This window comes from Wolbachia endosymbiont of Ctenocephalides felis wCfeJ, from assembly GCF_012277315.1.
Taxonomy (GTDB): Bacteria; Pseudomonadota; Alphaproteobacteria; order Rickettsiales; family Anaplasmataceae; genus Wolbachia.
In genome coordinates this window covers 447,826-463,479 of the sequence record NZ_CP051157.1, presented here as the reverse complement: position 1 = coordinate 463,479, position 15,654 = coordinate 447,826, and the positions used below count along the sequence as shown (strand labels likewise).

Here is a 15,654-nt window from a genome sequence, read left to right as displayed (position 1 = left end):
CCAAACTTTAGATTGTAGAATCCAAATTTTTACTACACCCTATCATATGTTAATTAAATTAATATAAATGAGAGATAATATAGTAATTATTACAGGAATTACGGCCTCAGGTAAATCAGAATTATGCGATAACCTGATAGAAAAATATAGGAATATTAGAATAATAAACTGTGACTCAAAGCAGGTGTATAAAGAAATTCCCATAATTACTGCTCAGCCACTAAGACAAGGAGGATTTTACAGACTATATGGTTACGTCTCGGTAAAAGAGAATTATTCTGCGGGTTTGTGGCTGAAAGATTTGGAGAAGGAAGTCAATAACGCGCTGAAAAATTCACAAATACCCATTATTACTGGAGGAAGTGGACTTTACATCAGCAGTTTAATTAAAGGCTTATCATCGATTCCACAAATAAGTCAGGAAGTGAGACAAAATGTAAGTGAGCTAAGAAAGAACTTAGGCAAAGAGGAGTTCTACAAATTAGTGCTAGACAAGGACTCAAAAATTCAAGGAAAAATATTTACGAATGATTCGCATCGCCTATCAAGAGCACTTGAAGTGATTACTGAAACCGGCAAGTCAATCTTTACATGGCAAAAACATAGACAGCCTCCTTTATTCAATAATTTTAAGATATATACAATTCTCCCTGAGCGTGACAGTGTATACCAAGAAATAAATTCTCGTTTTATTAAAATGGTTAAAAATGGAGCAATTGACGAGGTAAAAAAACTACTTAGTATGAAACTAGCTCCACATTTGCCGGCTATGAAGGCACACGGAGTACCGGAAATTATAGAGTACTTAAAAGGTGAAATTACTTTGAACGAGGCAATACAAATTGCTCAAACAAATACGAGGCATTACGCAAAGCGCCAATACACTTGGTTTAAAAATCAATTTCCAAGTTCTGAAGTGATTGACTGTGCAAACAAGTTGATAGAATTTGAGATATTTTAATCATTAACACCAGGCGTACCACGTTTATTGCTAAGATCCACATTAGGATCTTTCACACAGCTATTCACTTCTAGTGGGTCGCCTAAATCATGTGCTATTTCTACTTCAAATTTAAATCCTAACTTCTCGCAGAGTTTGTAGAAATATTCTTTGATAATATCAAATAAACTTCTGCCATCAATTTTATAATCTCTCAAATTTCGAGGAACAGTGATCGACAATTTACCATCTTCATATGTTACACCATCTTTTCCATCTTGAGATGCAAGTGTAAACTCTAGCGAACTAGATAGATCACATACCTTGTCACCGAATTTGCCGTCACTTTTTTGGAAGAATATTGGTAATACCATATCAGACCTGACACTCACACTATTTTGGCTAATACGGTCAATACTTATTACTTTTTCAGGGTTTTCTATTATGAATGAATGTTGGCAGAGCGCACCTTGAAACTCCATATGTACACCAGCTTCATATCCTGCTTGATTACAATTGGTAATTAGCTCTTCCAGGATAGAATCACTTGGAACCTCTGCTTCAGCATATTTAAATATTTCCTTAAAAACTTCTTTTACAAATGGTCGATAATTTCCAGCGTCTTCCTTTGGTAAGAGATGAGTATATTTTGTACCTAGATTGTAAAATTCCTCAAATTTCTTTTTGTATTGGCCAGTTTTTTTATCATTAGTTTTTTCGTTTTCGCAATGTTCATTCCAAGATTTTTCAAGCCCATTTTGCTTAGCTCCTTTTATTAAAGCAATAGTTAAAGTACTATCTACACTTTCTCTGTTAATAACAAAATTCATTCTGTAAAAATCTAGAAACATTGTCTCACCAGAATTCGCTAATGTATTCTTTTCATCAGCTCTTAACATACTAAAATCAAACTTTTCTGCCTGAGCTTTTAGCGTAACTACTGGATTTTCCTTTTCTTCTGATATAGAGCTACTCATTATTAATGTTTTGATATTAACTATCAATAGTATAATAATACATAAAAATAGTTAATAAGTCAATAAAAATAGTTAACATAATCTATGACAATGCATAGCTTGACCATAAGATGACAGAATTTTAAGAAAGCCCTATTATGGATAAACAATTTTACACATGTATGAGTCTCAACGAGCAACCAGATGTGCTGGCCTTTCTAAATGGCAAGCTGGAGAATATACCTAAGTTTCATTCCACAATATTGCCTAAACTTTGTGGCGGAGATAGAGTAATGGACCTGCTGTTTTACAGGCCACTCAGTTATGTTGATAGAAGTAAATCGCTACTTGATGCTCAAGTTGGAGAACTTACAACTTTCACAGCAAAAGTTCATGAACATCAGCCCCCCACTTTTAGGGGTAGGCCATATAAAATAGTCGTTGAAGGCGAAAGTCAGTATATATTCATAGTCTTTTTTAATTACTCAGTTAAATATTTATATAAGTCATTTCCAATTGGAGCCCATGTAATCATCAGTGGTAAACTTGATAAATTTGCTGGATATTGGCAAATTACTCACCCAGACTACGTATCGCTTAACATCGACCAATTTGAAGAGATAGCTCGCATAGAACCGGTTTACCAATTATGTCGCGGCATTACTAACAAGAGTATTAAAAACATAATAAATTCCAATCTAAAAGAATTGCCTGATTTGCCAGAGTGGATAGATGGTACATTAATCGAGCAAAAAAAATGGCTGAGTTGGAGAGAAAGCATTATAAAGCTGCACAGACCAAGGTCATTGGCAGAAGCGGAAGTTTGTCGGAAAAGGCTTGCCTATGATGAATTGTTTGCGTATCAACTAGCACTAAAACTTGCAAGAGAAAATCACGTAAGAAAAGAGAGAAGAGAATTTACAATATCTAATAAATATAAGGAGCAAGTTTTAAATGGATTGTCGTTCCAATTAACAAACGATCAAATTCGTGCAATAGATGAGATCTCGGAGAGACAAAAATCCAAATACCGCATGGTAAGCTTGCTACAAGGTGATGTCGGTAGTGGCAAGACCGTGGTTGCACTTTTTGTGATGTTGAGTGTGGTGGAAAACAACATGCAGGCAGCTCTAATGGCACCAACTACTATCTTGGCGGAACAACATTATAATTGGATCGAAGAGGCTTTATCTTGCACCGATATAAAAGTTGCTCTGCTTACTGGTAAAACTACGCGCAAAGAAAGAAAGACTATCATGAACGAACTTGCAAGTGGTATTTTAAATATAGTGGTTGGCACTCATGCACTGTTTCAAGCTAACGTTACATTTAAAAATTTAGGGCTTGCAGTCATAGACGAACAACAGCGGTTTGGGGTGATGCAGAGAAATCGTTTGGTAGGAAAGGGAGAAAATACCGACATACTTTTCGTTACTGCCACTCCTATCCCAAGGACTTTGCAGCAAGCTATGTATGGCGATGTTGAATGCTCCGTTTTAAGGGAAAAACCAAAATCTAGGTTGCCAATAAAAACCGTCATTATGAACATTAAAAAAGTACCAGATATTATTGAAAAACTGAAAGGTGCTATAAGCAGAGGCGAAAAAGCATATTGGATTTGCCCGTATATAGAAGAAAACGAAGAGCTCAATATAGCTGCAGCAGAGATGCGCTTTCAGGAATTGCAAAAAACATTTTTTGATAAAGTTGGAATAATACACGGAAAACTAACTCAAGATCAGAAAGATCAAGCTATGTTTTCTTTTAAAAGAAATGAATTTTCTCTCCTAGTCGCAACAACTGTGATAGAAGTTGGTATAGATGTACCAGATGCAACCATTATGATTATAGAAAATGCAGAGCAATTTGGGTTATCGCAATTACATCAGTTGAGAGGCAGAGTAGGACGAGGAAGCAAGCCGTCTTTTTGCATATTATTATATGATAATCTGAGTCAAAGCTCATCCTCAAAGTTAAAGATCATGTGTGAGTCACAAGATGGATTTTACATTGCTGAGAAGGACATGATGCTGAGAGGCAGCGGAGATATCTTAGGCATAAAACAATCAGGGTGCATGGAGTTTAAATTTGCTGACTTATATAAAGATAGAGAGCTACTCAACCTTGCGTATAATAATGCAAAAGGTGCAATTGCAGAGGGCAAATCTTTTGAATTACTGCTTGATATGTTCGAATATAGAAGTAGATTACACTTTTCAAAATTTCAGTGAACTTCTCACACAGCCATATGAAAAATCCAGTAATCCTCTCTCTTTATATCATTCCAGCGCTCCCTTTCTTGTCATCCCAGTATCAAGATACTGGGATCCATTCTTTTTTTTCACTGGATTCCAGCGTCACGCGCTGGAATGACAGGGTTATAGATGTAATCCGAATGACCCAACGATGTCATCCTAGTAGCCTAATGATGTCATCCCAGTGCCCCGACACTGGGATCCAGTCTTTTTTTTCACTAGATTCCAGCGTCAAGCGCTGGAATGACACCGTCAGAAAGTGAACAAACGTCAAGCACTGGAATGACACCCTTCGATGAACATAAGAAATTTCTTATTTTCGATTCTGTATAAAAATGAAAATAAGGCTGGATTACAGCGTCACACACTGGAATGACAGGGCTGTGTATGTCATCCCTGTAGCCTCTACGATGCATCCAAGTAGTCTAATGATGTCATCCGAGTAGCCACCTATAATGTCATCCCGGTGCCCCGACACTGGGATCCAGTCTTTTTTTTTCACTAGATTCCAGCGTCAAGCGCTGGAATGACGCCCTTTGATAAACATAAGAAACCTCTTATTTTCGATTTTGCGTAAAAATGAAAATAAGGCTGGATTTCAGCGTTACGCGCTGGAATGACAGGGCTGTGTATGTCATACCAGTGCCCTTTTTTTGTCATCCCAGTACTTGATACTGGGATCTAGTTTAGTAATAAATATTTAAGAAATTTACCAAATGAAGAAAAAAGCAAAAGAAACCCCGAGGTAGCTAGTTATTTACTTTTGTGTCGAAATGTTGGCGTTTTTTTATCCTAAACGTTTAATAAGTGCGACTTAGCTGCTTTTTAATGCAACTTAACCTTAGCCATAAACGTTTAAGAAACTCACTAAGCAGAAAAAAAGCAAAAGAAACCCCGAGTAGCTAGTTATTCACTATCTATCTTATGATATTGGCGTTTTTGATGTCTTAAACGACTTATAAGCGCGTTTCAGCTTGTATAGGTAAAAAACCAGAAGTTTTAAAAAGACATAAGGTGCACATAGTGCAAAAAATTAAACATGAGACGCCAAATATGCTAAGTTTTTTTCTCATTTAATCTGCACAGACTGAAGATAAATAATAGCTTCAGTCTCATGATAAGCAGACTTTTTGAAACTGTCAAGTGGTTTCTTGGTTCTGTTTCTATAAAATCTGAATACTGACTAGCTGATTTAATGGTACCCATATTATATAATTTTCCGTAATAGTTAAAATTTGTAGAAAGTTACTGTAAATTCACGTATTTTGAAGCTATAATGATTAAAAATACGCGATATATGGACGATTTTATTAGAGTTAAGGGTGCAAAAGAACATAATCTACAAGGTATAGATGTTAATATACCAAAAAATAAGCTAGTTGTTGTAACTGGGCTAAGTGGTTCCGGCAAATCCAGCCTGGCGTTTGACACGATTTATGCAGAGGGTCAGCGTCGGTATGTTGAAAGCCTGTCGGCTTACGCACGTCAATTTCTCAACATTCAGGATAAGCCAGATGTTGAATCGATTATAGGCCTCTCTCCTGCAATATCGATCAACCAAAAGTCGATTTCAAGAAATCCAAGATCAACAGTTGGTACAGTTACTGAAATTTATGATTATTTACGCTTGATATATGCACGCATAGGAATTCCTTATTCACCTACAACTGGATTGCCGATAGCGAAACAAACCGTCTCTCAAATTGTAGATGCTATAATGGCATTACCTGTAGAAACTAAAATATATATTCTTGCTCCCATTGTACGTGGTAGAAAGGGAGAACATCTCAAAGAAATATTGGAAATTAAAAAGCAAGGTTACGTAAGACTAAAAATAGACGGTAAAATACACGAGATAAATGATTTGCCTAAGCTCAATAAGAACAAAAAGCACGATATCTTTGTAGTCGCAGACAGGATATCAATATCAGACGATATTGGAAATCGACTACCAAGCAGTATAGAGTCAGCATTGAGACTTGGTCATGGCTTAATGTATGCAGAAATAGTGAGCTTACCTGGCAATCGTAGTTCCGAATACAAAAGCGGCCAAATTTTAACTTTCTCAGAAAATTTTGCATGTCCAGAGTCCGGCTTCACTCTTGAAGAAATCGAACCAAGGTTTTTTTCTTTCAATAGCCCTTATGGCGCATGTGAATCATGTAATGGGCTTGGTAAGAAGCTAAGTGTTGATATAAAGCAGATAGTACCAGATGAAACGCTTTCAATATCTGAAGGCGCTTTAAGGCCAGTAGGATCAATGTTTCGTCCAGTACATACAAATTATGGATCTTTAAAAAATGCAATCCTATCACTAGCTGAAAATTGCAAATTTAGTCTCGATCTTCCATGGCAGAGCATGGAGCAAAAAGTGAAGGATATAATACTTTTTGGCTCTCAAGAAGTGAAATTTCAAGGTTTGGTTAGTATCCTAGAACGCCAGATGGATTATGATGAAACACTTATTGAGCAATATTGCTCTGTTAATTACTGTAAGGAATGTACTGGCTATAGACTGAAAAAAGAAGCACTTACAATCAAAATTGGCGAAAAACATATAGGTGAAATATCTAGGCTCAGCATCGATGAATCCCTTAAATGGTTTGAGAATTTGCCAAGCAGGCTTACAGAGCAACAGAAACAAATCTCAATTAGAATATTAAACGAAATAAGTAAGAGGCTAACATTTTTAAAGAATGTAGGGTTGAATTACCTGACGCTTGACCGCGAGTCCAGCACTCTTTCTGGTGGTGAAAGCCAGAGAATCAGACTTGCTTCGCAAATAGGTTCTGGCTTAACAGGAGTACTGTATGTGCTTGATGAGCCCTCGATTGGCCTTCATCAATGTGATAATGACCGATTAATCGCTACACTTAAAAACTTAAGGGATATGGGCAATACTGTAATTGTCGTTGAGCATGACGAAGACACAATAATGGCTGCTGATTATGTAATCGATATTGGTCCTGGGGCTGGTGTAAATGGAGGAAAAATTGTTGCAGAAGGAACACCAGATCAGGTGCAGAAAAGTCCTGAGAGCATAACAGGGCAATATTTGAGTGGAAAGAAAAAAATTTCCATTCCAAAAAGAAGAAAGCAAACGACTCAGTTCATAAAGGTAGTTAATGCGTGTGAGAACAACTTAAAAAATATAAATGTTGAATTTCCTATAGGGAATTTTATTTGTGTTACCGGAATATCAGGGGGGGGGAAATCAAGTTTAGTTATAGAAACACTATATAAATACTCGGCACACAAGATAAATCTTTCATCTGTAAAGTATGGCAAGTGCGACAAAATAGAAGGTCTTGAGTATATAGATAAAATTATAGAAGTTGATCAGTCACCAATTGGTAGGACTCCTGCATCAAATCCAGCAACATATGTTGGCATTTTTACTCATGTAAGGAATTGGTTTGCAGGTCTCCCGGAGTCGAAGGCACGAGGTTACAACATAGGCCGATTTTCATTCAATACCAAGGGAGGAAGATGCGAAGCGTGTAAAGGAGATGGAGATTTAAAGATAGAAATGCATTTTTTACCGGATGTTTATGTAAAGTGTGAACAGTGTAAAGGTCGACGATACAACCGAGAAACATTAGAGGTTACTTACAAAGGTAAATCAATCTCTGATGTACTTGATATGACGATAGATCAAGCTTGCGATTTTTTCGAAAACCTTCCAATGATAAAAGAAAAGTTAGTTTCTTTGCAAGAAGTAGGACTTGGCTATATAAAACTCGGGCAGTCATCAACAACGTTGTCTGGGGGTGAAGCACAACGAATAAAGCTATCTAAAGAGCTATCAAAGCGATTTACTGGGAGAATACTGTATATTCTTGACGAGCCAACAACTGGATTACATTTTGAAGATGTAAATAACTTACTGAAGATACTTCATAAATTAGTTGACCTTGGAAATACTGTTATAGTTATCGAACACAATTTACACGTTATAAAAACAGCAGATCACATAATAGACATTGGTCCAGAGGGTGGAGTGAAAGGTGGAAAAGTAGTTGCTTTAGGAACTCCAGAAGAAATAATAAACGTACCACAAAGTGTTACTGGTAAATATCTCAAGCAATACCTTTCAACAGTATAAAAGTTATACCGCAGTGTGTGAGGTGGTAGGCTTTGTTATGACCTTATCAGTTGATTTTAATAGAATAAAACTAATTTTCTGGTATAAAGATATAGAAGGAAATACTTCCTTTTTTAAAAACAACAACCATGAAAAATTTGAGCGAAGCAATATTTCAAATTACCAACTATAGATTTAAAAATGATGCCATACTAGAAGAAGCATTAACTCATCCAAGCTTAAATAAAAGGAATAGCAAAAATCAAATTGAAAATTACGAAAGGTTGGAGTTTTTGGGTGATAGTATTTTAAATATGGTTGTGTCTACAATACTGTTTAAACTATTTCCTGAAGAAAAAGAAGGGGCGCTAGCAAAGAGAAAAACAGATTTGGTTTGTGGCAGCACTATTGCTAATGTTGCCAAAGAGATAAAATTGGGCGATTTTATTATCATGAATAATAGTGAACGTTGTAATGGAGGAAAACGTAACCTAAAAAATTTAGAAAACGCACTTGAGGCACTGATAGGTGCAATTTATATTGATGGCGGATTTAAAAACGTTGAAAGATTTATTACCCAACATTGGGAGAAGCTAGCTAACAATATGCTTATCCCTCCTCAAGACCCTAAAACCTCATTACAAGAATGGACACAAAAAAATAAACTACCCTTACCAGAATATGAGCTTGCAAAACAGACTGGACCAGCACATAGCCCCGAATTTACTATATCGGTTTGTATAGAGGACCATGGCAAAGTTTCTGCACGCGCTTTTAGTAAAAAGGTTGCCGAACAAAAGGCCGCTGAGTTAATGCTAGAAAAAATCAACAGCGGTGAGAAGAACAATCCTATTTAAACAATCGACTCAAGCTCCAAGGAAACTCAAGAAAAGAAATAGGAGTTGTTTTTGGTTAAAATAAGGTATGAACACTATAACAATGTTTTATGGACACCTTTATAGATGAGAATTCCAGAGCTTTAGAACTACAAATATGTAGTTTTAAATGTAATGAATTTGCCAGATGAAAACAAAATTAAATACATTTTTAATATTTTTATAGAAATCTATTAGAGTGGTTTTGTATGCTTTTTTCTAATGGCTATTTTTAGATGCTTAATGCTCCTTTTTATCGTTGCTTACACGCACGTACCTACTCATGGAGATAATAAGGACCTTACCAAAACAGACGACAAAGATTATCATGATATAAGCGAGCACGGACATCCAATAAAGCAATGTAAAGATAGAATGTCTCTTGTGGAAAATAACGAACCAGTAGTACCAGAAATTGTGCCCTTGCCCGTAAAGTTTCCCGATCTAACAGCCAGTAGTCAGCTTATTTCGATCAATATTAGCGAAGAAGTGCCAGTAAAGGATTTACTAATTGAGATAGGGACACTTTCTGACATTAACTTGGATATAGACCCAAAAATATCCGGTAATATTATTTTAAAGCTAAAAGATAAAAATATAAATGAAGTAATTCAGAGCATAGCTGAGAGTGCCAAACTACGTTACTCAATAAGTAATGGTGTAATTAGAATTGAGCAAGATTTACCGTATGCACAAAATTATTATGTGGACTTTGTTAATATTCAACACTCTGCTCAAAGTAGCTTTGTCGTTAATAACAACATTACTAGTAGCGATGGAGGCAATGCTGATAAGGATTACAATAGTGTTATGAAATCTCAATATAGCAGTGATTTGTGGAATTCATTGGAAAAGGGCTTGAATGCAATAATGGATGTTAACGGGGTAAATGATGGAGAATTTCTTTCATCTAATAGAGAAGCTGGTGTTATTATTTTGAATGCTAGGAAAAGCATCCACAATGCTGTTGAAGAATATGTTAATAAAGTTAAGCAGTTAGCGTCCTCTCAGGTAATGATAGAGGCAAAAATAGTTGAAGTCGTGCTAGATGACAAATACCTTTCTGGTATCAACTTAAATGATTTACGTGATTGCACCAAATCTGCAATAAGTCAAGATAACTCTATTGTTAATCTAGCAATGAACTTTGGTGCGAATGACCTAGGAAATTTAGTAAAAAGCTTGGACAAATTTGGCACTTCAACTGTTATATCAAGTCCTAGAGTACATGCCATAAATAATCAGCAAGCAATGATTTCATTTACTAAAAATTATGTTTATTTTACTTCCGATGTACAAAAAGACTCTAAAAATCCCTATCAGTTCTTAGTTACTAGGATAAATAGCGTTCCAATAGGTGTGGTATTAATAATCCATCCAAGCATTAATATTGATACCAGTGAGATATTCATGGATGTACACCCAACTTTATCAAGAATTAATGGCTACACCAAAGATCCACATATAGAGTACATAGCGCAGCAGAGTAAAACAAAGTTAAATAGCAACATTCCAATTATTGAAATCAGAGAAATGAACTCTATGTTAAAAATTAAGAGCGGTGAAGTTATGGTAATTGGCGGACTGATAGAGCATAGAGAAGATAAGCAAAGCTTTAAAGCTATATCGCATCAAAAGTCAAAAAGGCTGGCAGATAACGTGAGGACAGTAGAAACTGTCATCTTTTTAAAAGCAACGATTGTACCAACATTTGGTTTATTAGATAAAAAAGATGAGAATTTATATATAAATCGTTACTAAAAATTAAATGTCAAACCAACCTCAATACTATGGGTTGATATATCGTCTGCAATAGGTATTGGAATACTGAGGTAACGGTAACCGAGGGAGGACTTGATCTCTGGAATTATTGGATAATCAACACCAAGTTTCAATTGATAGGCAAACCAAGGAACATTAAGTGGCATTAAATTTTGTGGCGATCCATTAATCTTTCTTAATCTAAAAACTGTTGGGCCTATACCAAGACTAATATACGGAGTAATTTTTGTATATTGAATACTGGGGTTATAGTAAGCATTGAACAAAAATGCAAATACGCTAGCTGATCTATCAAATATTAGAAAGGTATCACCGCTTTTAATATCAATTTTGGAATATATAACTTCAAAATCAATTCGGCCATTTTCTCCAGCGTAGTAACCTAAAGATATGCTATTAAGCCACTGAAAATCAACTTTACCATCAAACTTTTTTACGCTTTCAATTTCATCTGCTACTATATTTTTTACTATAACACCATAACGGGTTCCAACTAAAGTTAGGCATCTTTCTCCAATCGCTGTTATGCCGCTTACAAATGCTCCTGAGTTATCATGGTATATCTTGCCACTATTAGCGCTAACATAAAAATCAAGTCTTTTGCTTTTTACTGATGTAACCTCTTTTTCATCATATTTTCTAGATTTATGGCACATAGATTCATCTGCAAATATTAAATCTTCAACAAATTGTTCATCACCTACATTAGCCTGAGCAGAGAAAAAGCTAACATGCAGGATTAGCAACGCACCGAAAACAACGGATTTTCTAATCATGAATAAACTTACAACTTATAATATTACTATACATTTCTCTTATATTAAAAAATCAAGAAAGAATACTTCCAATTAAATAACCACTTTTCATTCCTATAGCGTTAGCTTTTACAATGCTTTTAGCCTGAACCTCTGATGAAAGCTTTATTAGTGCAAAATTTTCTGCCCTGCCGATATTATTTTGCTCAACTAGAACACTTTGTTCAGTACCTATTAAAGACCGATAAAAGTTATTCATCATTTCTCTATTTATTTCTCTTAAGTTTTTTACCCGTTCTTTACGGATATTCTCTGGTACTTGTGGCATTCGCGCAGCAGGCGTGTTCTTTCGCTTTGAATATGGGAAAGCATGTAGGTAAACTATATTCGCTTCCTTTAGTAGCTTAACAGTATCTTGAAACATTTCGTCAGTTTCCGTTGGAAATCCAGCAATAATGTCAGCACCGAACGCTATATCAGGTCTCAAACTCTTTACCTTATGACAAAATTCTACCACTTGTTCTCTGCTATGACGACGCTTCATCCTTTTTAGGATTAAATTATTACCAGATTGTAAACTTAAGTGTAAATGTGGCATAAATCTTGATTCGTTAACTATTAAACCCATCAATTCATCGTCGATTTCAGCAACATCAATGGAAGAAAGCCTAAGCCTCTTCAATTCTGGTACATCCCTTAAAACTCTTCTGATCATTGAACCAAGTGAAGGTTTGCCAAACAAATCTGTACCAAAATCAGTAATATCAACACCTGTAAACACTACTTCTTGGTAACCATTTGCTACGAAAACCTTGATTTGCTCTATAATATTGTTTATTGGGACGGATCGGTTGTTTCCTCTTGCTTCAGTAATTGAGCAAAATGTGCAGCTATGATTACAGCCATTTTGGACTTCAATAAATGCTCTTGATTTGTCTTCAAGCTTATTAATTAAAATAGGTTCTGATTTGCTTGCTTGATTATCACTGACCAATATTTTGTTATTATTTAGCAAATAATTTTCAGTCTTTAGCTTATCTTGATTGCCCAGCACTTTGCTTACACCAGGAATGTTGCTGTACGATTTAGGATCTAATTGAACGGCACAGCCAACTACAATAATTTCTTTACTTGGATCATTTTTATGAATCTTACGTATTTTTTGTTTCACCTGGCGTTCTGCTTCATTTGTTACTGCACAACTGTGCACTACAACAACATTTTCTCTCTCTGCTTTTTTTAGTGCTTCCTTGATTAACTCGCTTTCGTAAAAATTTAGACGACAACCAAATGTCACTACTTCATTCATGCTAGACTTCAATCGATTTTATAATTTAATTATTATATCAAACACTCAAGTAAAGTCATTAAGCCTCTTAATCATAGCAAGCAGCAACTTTACGTTTTCATCCTCCTAACTTCACAGATTTTGTTTTGTTTGATATAGGTTAATACAATTAGTAAAGTACAATAGCTTATTCAAGACAGCCTTAATACAAGAAGCTTTTTGCATGTAATGCTTTCATCAAACTTGACACGAAGTGATGTTGTAATTAATATTTAAACAGGTTTACTTAAGTCTATTGTTAATAATTAGGATTAAATATGTTCATTCCTGAAGTTTTTGCAGCAGATGCAGCTAGCAATACAGCAAGTGTTGGTGCATCCTTTGCCAATTTTATTCCATTGATTTTAATAGTTATAGTATTTTATTTTTTTATTATTCGTCCAAATCAAAAAAGATTGAAAGAACATAGAAAGGTGATAGATCAGATAAGACGTGGTGATACTGTCATCACCTCTGGTGGAATAATAGGTGAAGTTAGCAAAATTGACGAAGTAAATGCACAGTTTGTGATAGAAATAGCACCGAAAGTAGAGGTAAAAGTGCTAAAATCTGCTATATCTGAAGTTTTAAACAAGGAAACTCAAAAGACAGTAGCTAAACCAACTGAAAAGGGTAAAATTGAGAAGGAAAACAAAAAAAATAAAGGTCAGCCAGGTAAAAGTAAAAAGGGACAAGGCGATAAAGATAAAAATGCTTCGTAATTCTAAAACTCGGTTGTGTGTGGAATATTTGCTGCAGTCAGTGATGGTGATTCGATAATACCGACTTTGCTGGCCGGGTTGCGTAGATTGGAATATAGAGGATATGATTCTTCAGGAATAGCAATTGTAAATGGTGAAGGCAAGATAGAAGTTAAAAAATCAGAAGGTAGAGTTGAAAGGTTATGTGAAGTTGTTGACAACAGCGAAATGTCTAACAGCACAATTGGCATAGCGCATACTCGCTGGGCTACACATGGGGTTCCAGGTCTTAAGAATGCTCACCCTATTTATGCAAGTAATGTTGTTGTTGCTCATAATGGCATAATCGAGAATTACAATTTGCTAAAAAAGAGCTTAGAAGAAAGGGGAATGCAGTTTCATACTGACACTGACACAGAAGTCATACCGAATATGCTAACTATGTATCTTAACGAGGGGCTATCGCCTGTTGATTCTCTACTTAAGTGTTTAAACAATTTGCATGGCTCGTTTGCTTTAGTTTTATTATTTGCAGAATACCCAGATACTTTATTTGTTGCAAAAAGAAATCTACCTTTAGCAATAGGTTATAACTGCAATACTGTACTTGTTACATCTGATTCCAATGCTTTAAGCGCATTGGTAGAAAAAATATCTCATCTGAAAGATGGTGACATTGCAGTGATAAAGTCTAGAGAAGTTACTGTATATAATAATGGTACACGAGTTGAACGCAGCATAGAAAGCAACAGTCCGAGCAATTTTTTAGTCAGTAAAAAAGGTTTCTCTAGCTTCATGCTAAAAGAAATTTTTGAGCAGCCTTGTACATTAAATAAAACAATAAATCAATTTTATAAAGAATATAAAGAGGTAGTATCTGCCAATAAAAAGTTATTTTCTAAGCTTAGTCATATCACCATAGTTGGATGTGGATCATCTTATTTTGCTGGACTAATAGCAAAATATTGGTTGGAAAGTGTTGCCCAAGTTCGAGTATATTTGGAAATCTCATCAGAATTCAGATATAGCAACGTAAAGCTAGAAGAGGGAAGCTTTGGGCTATTTATATCTCAATCTGGCGAGACTGCAGATACCATGGAAGCACTACGATATGGAAAATCGCAAAAGCAAACAATCATTAGCATAACTAACACATTTAATAGCAGTATTGAAAAAATCTCAGATATTGTGTTACATACTCTTGCTGGACCGGAAATTGGTGTTGCTTCAACAAAAACCTTTTCTGCACAGCTTGCGGTTTTAGCATGCTTTACCTTGGAGCTTGCAAAAATAAAAGGTACATTGAGTAAAGAGAGGATAAAGCAACTAAACGATGCTATCAACTCTATTCCCGAATATGTTGAACGTGTTTTAAATATGGTGAAAGTGAAACATGTATCAGACAGTATACTAGGGTACAGCAGCATTATTTTAATCGGCAGAGGAAGCTCATATGGAGTTGCAATGGAAGGTGCATTGAAGGTAAAGGAGCTTTCATACATTAATACCATCGGCATTGCGGCAGGAGAGATGAAACACGGTTCAATTGCTTTGATAGATTCATCTGTGCTTGTCATAGCAATTATTCCATATGACAGTCTATTTTTTAAAACACTATCCAACATACAAGAAATTATCGCAAGAAAAGGCAACGTGATTGCTTTTAGCAACAGAGAGGGATTGCCATTCTTAAGAGGGGTATGTGCAGATGTGGTACAACTTCCAGACGTTGATAGTTTTATCTCTCCAATCATCTACAGTATTGCTATGCAATTCCTTGCTTATTCTACTGCAGTAAAAAAAGGATTAGATGCTGATTGTCCAAGGAATTTAGCTAAGTCTGTTACCGTTGAGTGAAACATGCACGTCAAGTTAAGAAAAGAAGGTATGAAAAACACACTAATTTCGCTGCAAGAGAAGATTTTACTACGAAAAAGATCGATTTTGTTTCCATTTGGGTCTTTCTAAGATACCATACG

General features: G+C 35.5%; 14 protein-coding genes. 8 read left to right on the top strand and 6 right to left on the bottom strand.

What is annotated here, in order from left to right:
* Window positions 1–67: 67 nt before the first annotated feature.
* On the top strand, window positions 68–961 hold the full coding sequence (miaA, locus tag HF196_RS02195) for a tRNA (adenosine(37)-N6)-dimethylallyltransferase MiaA (protein WP_168455625.1): 894 nt from the start codon (window positions 68–70) through the stop codon (window positions 959–961).
* Here miaA and HF196_RS05795 read toward each other — a convergent pair.
* Window positions 958–1,917: a hypothetical protein gene (locus tag HF196_RS05795; RefSeq protein WP_246198598.1), complete on the bottom strand. Its 960-nt coding sequence runs from the start codon at window positions 1,915–1,917 to the stop codon at window positions 958–960. The two genes, miaA and HF196_RS05795, sit on opposite strands and share 4 nt — an antisense overlap.
* A gap of 161 nt (window positions 1,918–2,078) precedes the next feature.
* On the opposite strand from HF196_RS05795, the gene recG reads away from it, so the two are divergent.
* Both recG and HF196_RS02180 read left to right on the top strand, forming a co-directional pair.
* On the top strand, window positions 2,079–4,127 hold the full coding sequence (recG, locus tag HF196_RS02185) for an ATP-dependent DNA helicase RecG (RefSeq protein WP_168456263.1): 2,049 nt from the start codon (window positions 2,079–2,081) through the stop codon (window positions 4,125–4,127).
* Window positions 4,128–4,144: 17 nt separating this feature from the next.
* Entirely contained in the window at window positions 4,145–4,414 is a 270-nt protein-coding gene (locus tag HF196_RS02180) for a hypothetical protein (RefSeq protein ID WP_168455624.1), read from the top strand.
* Here HF196_RS02180 and HF196_RS02175 read toward each other — a convergent pair.
* Genes HF196_RS02175 through HF196_RS02165 form a run of 3 tightly spaced genes read right to left on the bottom strand, consistent with a single transcriptional unit; the run spans window position 4,370 to window position 4,811 of the window.
* A complete protein-coding gene (locus tag HF196_RS02175) occupies window positions 4,370–4,567 on the bottom strand; it encodes a hypothetical protein (RefSeq protein WP_168455623.1) in 198 nt (65 codons plus the stop codon). The genes HF196_RS02180 and HF196_RS02175 overlap by 45 nt on opposite strands.
* Window positions 4,504–4,653 carry a hypothetical protein gene (locus HF196_RS02170; protein ID WP_168455622.1) on the bottom strand — a complete coding sequence of 50 codons (150 nt, stop codon included), beginning with the start codon at window positions 4,651–4,653 and terminating at the stop codon, window positions 4,504–4,506. The genes HF196_RS02175 and HF196_RS02170 overlap by 64 nt, the downstream gene beginning before the upstream one ends.
* Window positions 4,653–4,811, bottom strand: coding sequence for a hypothetical protein (locus HF196_RS02165; RefSeq protein ID WP_168455621.1), 159 nt, complete (start codon window positions 4,809–4,811; stop codon window positions 4,653–4,655). Before HF196_RS02165 ends, HF196_RS02170 begins: the two co-directional genes overlap by 1 nt.
* Before the next feature lie 637 nt (window positions 4,812–5,448).
* Between HF196_RS02165 and uvrA the strand changes: the two genes are divergently transcribed.
* The 3 genes from uvrA (at window position 5,449) to HF196_RS02150 (ending at window position 10,871) form a co-directional block, all read left to right on the top strand.
* Window positions 5,449–8,256: an excinuclease ABC subunit UvrA gene (gene uvrA / locus HF196_RS02160; RefSeq protein ID WP_168456262.1), complete on the top strand. Its 2,808-nt coding sequence runs from the start codon at window positions 5,449–5,451 to the stop codon at window positions 8,254–8,256.
* Window positions 8,257–8,384: 128 nt separating this feature from the next.
* Window positions 8,385–9,092, top strand: coding sequence for a ribonuclease III (gene rnc / locus HF196_RS02155; protein ID WP_168455620.1), 708 nt, complete (start codon window positions 8,385–8,387; stop codon window positions 9,090–9,092).
* Between the two features lie 240 nt (window positions 9,093–9,332).
* A complete protein-coding gene (locus HF196_RS02150) occupies window positions 9,333–10,871 on the top strand; it encodes a type II secretion system protein GspD (protein ID WP_168455619.1) in 1,539 nt (512 codons plus the stop codon).
* Here HF196_RS02150 and HF196_RS02145 read toward each other — a convergent pair.
* Together HF196_RS02145 and mtaB are read right to left on the bottom strand one after the other, a co-directional pair.
* Window positions 10,868–11,668, bottom strand: coding sequence for a P44/Msp2 family outer membrane protein (locus HF196_RS02145; protein WP_168455618.1), 801 nt, complete (start codon window positions 11,666–11,668; stop codon window positions 10,868–10,870). The genes HF196_RS02150 and HF196_RS02145 overlap by 4 nt on opposite strands.
* Before the next feature lie 52 nt (window positions 11,669–11,720).
* A complete protein-coding gene (gene mtaB, locus HF196_RS02140; RefSeq protein ID WP_168455617.1) occupies window positions 11,721–12,956 on the bottom strand; it encodes a tRNA (N(6)-L-threonylcarbamoyladenosine(37)-C(2))-methylthiotransferase MtaB in 1,236 nt (411 codons plus the stop codon).
* Window positions 12,957–13,252: 296 nt separating this feature from the next.
* On the opposite strand from mtaB, the gene yajC reads away from it, so the two are divergent.
* Window positions 13,253–13,696 carry a preprotein translocase subunit YajC gene (gene yajC / locus HF196_RS02135; protein WP_168455616.1) on the top strand — a complete coding sequence of 148 codons (444 nt, stop codon included), beginning with the start codon at window positions 13,253–13,255 and terminating at the stop codon, window positions 13,694–13,696.
* A gap of 15 nt (window positions 13,697–13,711) precedes the next feature.
* Complete coding sequence (gene glmS, locus HF196_RS02130; RefSeq protein WP_168455615.1) at window positions 13,712–15,532, top strand: glutamine--fructose-6-phosphate transaminase (isomerizing); 1,821 nt, start codon at window positions 13,712–13,714, stop codon at window positions 15,530–15,532.
* The last annotated feature ends 122 nt before the right edge of the window (window positions 15,533–15,654 follow it).

Coding starts and splice junctions, on each gene's coding strand:
- miaA (WP_168455625.1), top strand. CDS start 68: ATGAGAGATAATATAGTAATTATTACAGGAATTACGGCCTCAGGTAAA.
- HF196_RS05795 (WP_246198598.1), bottom strand. CDS start 1,917: ATGAGTAGCTCTATATCAGAAGAAAAGGAAAATCCAGTAGTTACGCTA.
- recG (WP_168456263.1), top strand. CDS start 2,079: ATGAGTCTCAACGAGCAACCAGATGTGCTGGCCTTTCTAAATGGCAAG.
- HF196_RS02180 (WP_168455624.1), top strand. CDS start 4,145: ATGAAAAATCCAGTAATCCTCTCTCTTTATATCATTCCAGCGCTCCCT.
- HF196_RS02175 (WP_168455623.1), bottom strand. CDS start 4,567: ATGCATCGTAGAGGCTACAGGGATGACATACACAGCCCTGTCATTCCA.
- HF196_RS02165 (WP_168455621.1), bottom strand. CDS start 4,811: ATGACAAAAAAAGGGCACTGGTATGACATACACAGCCCTGTCATTCCA.
- uvrA (WP_168456262.1), top strand. CDS start 5,449: ATGGACGATTTTATTAGAGTTAAGGGTGCAAAAGAACATAATCTACAA.
- rnc (WP_168455620.1), top strand. CDS start 8,385: ATGAAAAATTTGAGCGAAGCAATATTTCAAATTACCAACTATAGATTT.
- HF196_RS02150 (WP_168455619.1), top strand. CDS start 9,333: ATGGCTATTTTTAGATGCTTAATGCTCCTTTTTATCGTTGCTTACACG.
- HF196_RS02145 (WP_168455618.1), bottom strand. CDS start 11,668: ATGATTAGAAAATCCGTTGTTTTCGGTGCGTTGCTAATCCTGCATGTT.
- mtaB (WP_168455617.1), bottom strand. CDS start 12,956: ATGAATGAAGTAGTGACATTTGGTTGTCGTCTAAATTTTTACGAAAGC.
- yajC (WP_168455616.1), top strand. CDS start 13,253: ATGTTCATTCCTGAAGTTTTTGCAGCAGATGCAGCTAGCAATACAGCA.